Annotated in this window: 3 protein-coding genes; 2 read left to right on the top strand and 1 reads right to left on the bottom strand. The window is 73.4% G+C overall.

Annotated features, from left to right (window positions below; translation table 11 throughout):
- Together ACWF94_RS35095 and ACWF94_RS35090 are read left to right on the top strand one after the other, a co-directional pair.
- A partial coding sequence (locus ACWF94_RS35095) for a thioesterase domain-containing protein (protein ID WP_453498128.1) occupies positions 1-1,516 on the top strand: 1,516 nt, incomplete at its 5' end.
- Between the two features lie 32 nt (positions 1,517-1,548).
- Positions 1,549-2,721, top strand: a complete 1,173-nt coding sequence (locus tag ACWF94_RS35090) for a MupA/Atu3671 family FMN-dependent luciferase-like monooxygenase (RefSeq protein WP_453498125.1) — start codon at positions 1,549-1,551, stop codon at positions 2,719-2,721.
- On the opposite strand, the gene ACWF94_RS35085 is transcribed toward ACWF94_RS35090, so the two are convergent.
- The coding region (locus ACWF94_RS35085; protein WP_453498123.1) for a beta-ketoacyl reductase at positions 2,709-4,179 on the bottom strand (1,471 nt) is incomplete at its 5' end. The genes ACWF94_RS35090 and ACWF94_RS35085 overlap by 13 nt on opposite strands.

The raw sequence follows: 4,179 nt of genomic DNA, 5'->3' as shown, positions 1-4,179 counted from the left end.
TCTCCAGGACAAGGGGATCGACGTGGCGGAGCTGCTGCTCATCGGCACCCCCGATCCCGATCCCGATCCCGCTGGCGCCCGGCCGCCCGAGACCACGGCCGAATCGGTCGCCGCCGTAGGCAACACCTTCGCCGCGGTGTGGGGTGCGCCCGAACCCGTACGCGCGGCCGACCTCGTGGTGGGCGGGATCGAGGAGCAGTCGGCCACCGCCGCCGAGCGGCTCCTGCCGCACGCGCCCCTGCGCGGCCGTGACCTCCGCCGCAGGCTGCTCACCGCGGCCCGCTGGCGCGCGGCACTGGCCCGGGCCGCCTCGGCTGGCCCGCCGAGGCCGCTCACCGGTGCCGGTGCGGTGACGGTCGTCCGGGCGGTTTCCCGTGGCCAGGAGCCGCCCGGTGCCTTCGACCGCTGGATCGCCCCGCCGCCCACCCTCATCGACATCGACATCGACATCGACACCGACACCGACGACGTTGCCATCGACAGCACCGGCACGGGTGGCGACACCGGCTCTGGCACCGGCACGGGTGGCGACGACGGCCGGACCCGGCTGGCCTCCGCCCGCGCGGCCCAGGAGATCCTCCGCCACCTGCGGGCCGCCGGCCGGAGTACCCCGTCCACCAGGAGTGCCGCACTGGTCCCGATCAACCGGCACGGCGACGGACAGCGGTCCTTCTGGGCGCACAACCTCTACGGCGAGGTGAGCTACGCGGTCTATCTGTCCCGGCACTTCGGCCCGCGGACTCCGGTACTGGGCCTGGAACAGGTGGACATGGACTCCCGGGTCACCCTCTACGACAGCGTCGAGGAGATGGCCGCGCGCTATGTCGGTGAGCTGCGGGACCAGTTCACGGGCGAGCCCTTCACCCTCGGCGGTGCCTCGTTCGGCGGCGTACTCGCCTACGAGATGGCCCGCCAGCTCCAGCACGAGGGCGAGACGGTGTCCCAACTGCTCGCGGTCGACCCCATCATGCCCGGCACCGGAGCCTGGAACGGGGTGGACTGGGGCGCGGTGACGGAGATGGAGGCGGAGGCGTTCTCCGTGGTGATGCTGGGCAACTCCTGCTGCCAGCGCTACGGAGTGACCGAACAGATCCCCCTCGCCCGGCTCTCCGGACTCGATCTGGACGGCCAGCTCGAACACGTCGTCGGCCACGTGGTGGCACAGGCGCCCTCGCGACCTGACCCGAAGGCTCTGCGGCACCACATCCGGCTCCGCCATGAACTGATGCTCCACAACAGCCGGCTGCTCGGCGAGTACCGGCCCCGGCCGCTGCGGGCCCCGGTACCGACCGTCATGTTCCGGGCCACCGAGGGTTTCGTGGCGCCGGTCAACGACAACGACCTGCCCCCCGTGGCGCGTACCGACGACGACCCGTCGAACGGATTCGCCGAGTTCGTCGGGGACGAGCTGGTGGTGCACGAACTCAAGGCAGACCACCACACGATCGCCTACAACCACAATCTCGCGCGCATCGCCGACCTGCTCCTGCCGTTCCTGGAACGGCCGGTGCGCTGACGAGCGCCACCGCCCCGTGAGGACGTGCCGCCATGGACTTCAGCGTCTACTTCTTCTCCGCCGACGACCAGTACGACGTCGGCGCACGGTACCGGTTCATCTTCGACGTCGCCCGCTTCATCGACGGCCGCGGCTTCACCGCGCTGTGGACTCCGGAGCGGCACTTCCAGGAGTTCGGCGGGAGCTTCCCCAGCCCCGCGGTGCTCTCGGCCGCGCTGGCCACGGCCACCCGCCATATCGGGCTGCGGGCGGGCAGCGTGGTGCTGCCGCACCACCACCCGGTCCGGGTCGTGGAGGAGTGGTCACTGGTCGACCAGCTCTCCGGCGGGCGGGTGGGACTGTGCGTGGCGACCGGCTGGCACCGGGGCGACTTCGTCTTCCACCCGGACCGCTACGAGAACCGGCGGGCCTACACCTTCGAACACCTCGCCACGCTCCGCGCCCTGTGGCGGGGTGAGCGGGTCGCCTTCCCCGGGCCCGGCGGGAGCGAACTGGAGATCCGTACCCATCCGCGCCCCCGGCAGGCGGAACTGCCGCTGTGGCTGGTGCACACATCGAACCCCGGGACCTGGACCGAGGCGGGGAAGCGGGGCCTCAACGTACTGTCGCTGCTGGACAGTTGGGAGCGCCTGGAGCGGAATGTGACGGCCTACCGGTCCGCCAGGGAGCGGGCCGGTCTCGACCCGGCCGGGGGAACCGTCACCGTGGGCATGCACACCTATGTCGGCGACGACGAGCAGCAGGTCCGGGAGCTGGTCCAGGAGCCGGTGCGGACCTATCTGGGTTCGTTCCTGAGCCAGCGGACCGGCGGAGCGCCCGGCGGGGCCGTGGACGCCGCCGAGCGGGACAGGCTGGCCGAGGTGATGGCCGATGACTACTACCGGCGGAGGTCGCTCCTGGGCACCCGGGACAAGTGCGCCGCGGTGATCGACCGGCTGGCGGCCGTCGGCGTCACGGAGGTGGCCTGCCTGGTGGACTTCGGACTGCCCTTCGAGACCGTGCTGGCGGCCCTGCCCGCTCTCGACGACGTACGCCGTCGGTACGCCTCGCCTGCCGCTGCCGCTGCCGCTGCCCCCGCCCCTGCCTCCGCCCCTGCCTCCGCCCCTGCCTCCGCCCCTGCTCCTCCCTCCGCCCCCGCCCCTGCCCCCGCCGAGGCCGCGACCCCCTCGGCCGCGGCCGCCTTCGCCCGGTACTACGACCGCTGACCACGGCCGCTCACGGCGACGGCCGGCGGATCGTCGCTGCCGAGTGCGGCCAGGTGGTCGACGAGCGCCCCGATGCTGGGGCGGTGCCACAGCAGGGTCGTCGGCAGCGCGAGCCCCAGCCGCCGCTCCAGCTTGCGGACGATGATCAGGGCCATCACCGAGTCCATCCCGAGATCGGTGAGTTCGCGGTGCGGCCGGAGCCGGTCGGCGGGGATGCGCAGGGTCGCGGCGACACTGCTGGTCACCTCCGCGGCGAGCCGTTCCCGCAACCGCTCCGGCTCCGCCTCCCAGCCGAAGCCGTCCTCGCTGTCCGCCGCGCCCGGCTCCGCCGCGTCGGGCAGATCCCGCAGCAGCGGAGTGCGGTGCGCGCCCTCCCCTCCCGCGGCCCGCCGCAGGACCGTGACCTGACCCGTCGCCCGGCGGGACGCGTACTCCCAGGCGGCGAACGCCTCGGCGGGCTCGATGCTGCCCACTCCCTGGGCGGCCAGCTCCAGGTCGACCACCTCGTTGACGGCCATGCCCATACCGCGCCAGGAGGTCCATCCCAGACTTGTCGAACCGGGGCAGCCGAGGGCGCTGCGGCGGGTGGCCAGGGCGTCGAGGAAGGCGTTCGCGGCGGCGTAGCTCGTCTGGCCGGTGATCCCGAGCAGTTGACCGCAGGAGGAGAACGGCACGAAGAAGTCCACACTGCCCGGCGGGAACAGCTCGTCGAGCACCAGCGCGCCGTCCACCTTGGGCCGCAGCACGGTACGCAGCGACCGCTCGTCGAGGTCGCCGAGCAGCCGGTTGTCGAGTACGCCCGCCGCGTGCACCACGCCCCGTATCGGCGGCAGGTCCAGGGCCCCGGGGGACAGCGCACGCCGAGCCGCGTCCGGATCACAGATGTCGAGTGCCACCGTACGGACCGTCACACCCCGGTCCTCCAGCGCCCGGACGGTCCCGATCCGGCGCCGTACGCCCTGATCGCGCACCGTGTCCCAGTCCTCCCGGGGCGGCAGCGCCCGGCGGCCGGCCAGGACCAGCCTGCGGGCACCGCGCTCGACCAGCCACTGGGCGATGGCCCCGCCGAGGGTGCCCAGGCCGCCGGTGACGAGATAGGTGCCGCCCGGCCGGCACCTGAGCGGCCGGCGGACCGGTGCCCCGGACAGCGGGGTGAGCCTGGCGACCTCCGGCACACCGTTCCGCAGGGAGATCACCTCCTGGGTCGGTCCCTGGCGCAGTACGTCCGCCAGGGCCGCGACATCGCCGCCCGACGGTTCGGCTGCCAGGTCGACGAGCCCGCCCCACAGATCCGGGCGCTCCTTCGCCACCACCCTGCTCATGCCCCACAGACAGGACTGGGCGAGCGCCCCGGGGGTCCGGCTCTCCCGGACCGCGCCGCTCAGGCACCACAGGCGGGGCCGCCGGGACCCCGGCAGCTCCCCGAGCCGCTGGGCGACGCGCGCCAGTGTCCAGGCC

This window comes from Streptomyces sp. NPDC055078 (assembly GCF_053607985.1).
Note: the sequence above shows the minus strand (reverse complement) of the source record. Positions and strands in the feature narration are given on the sequence as shown.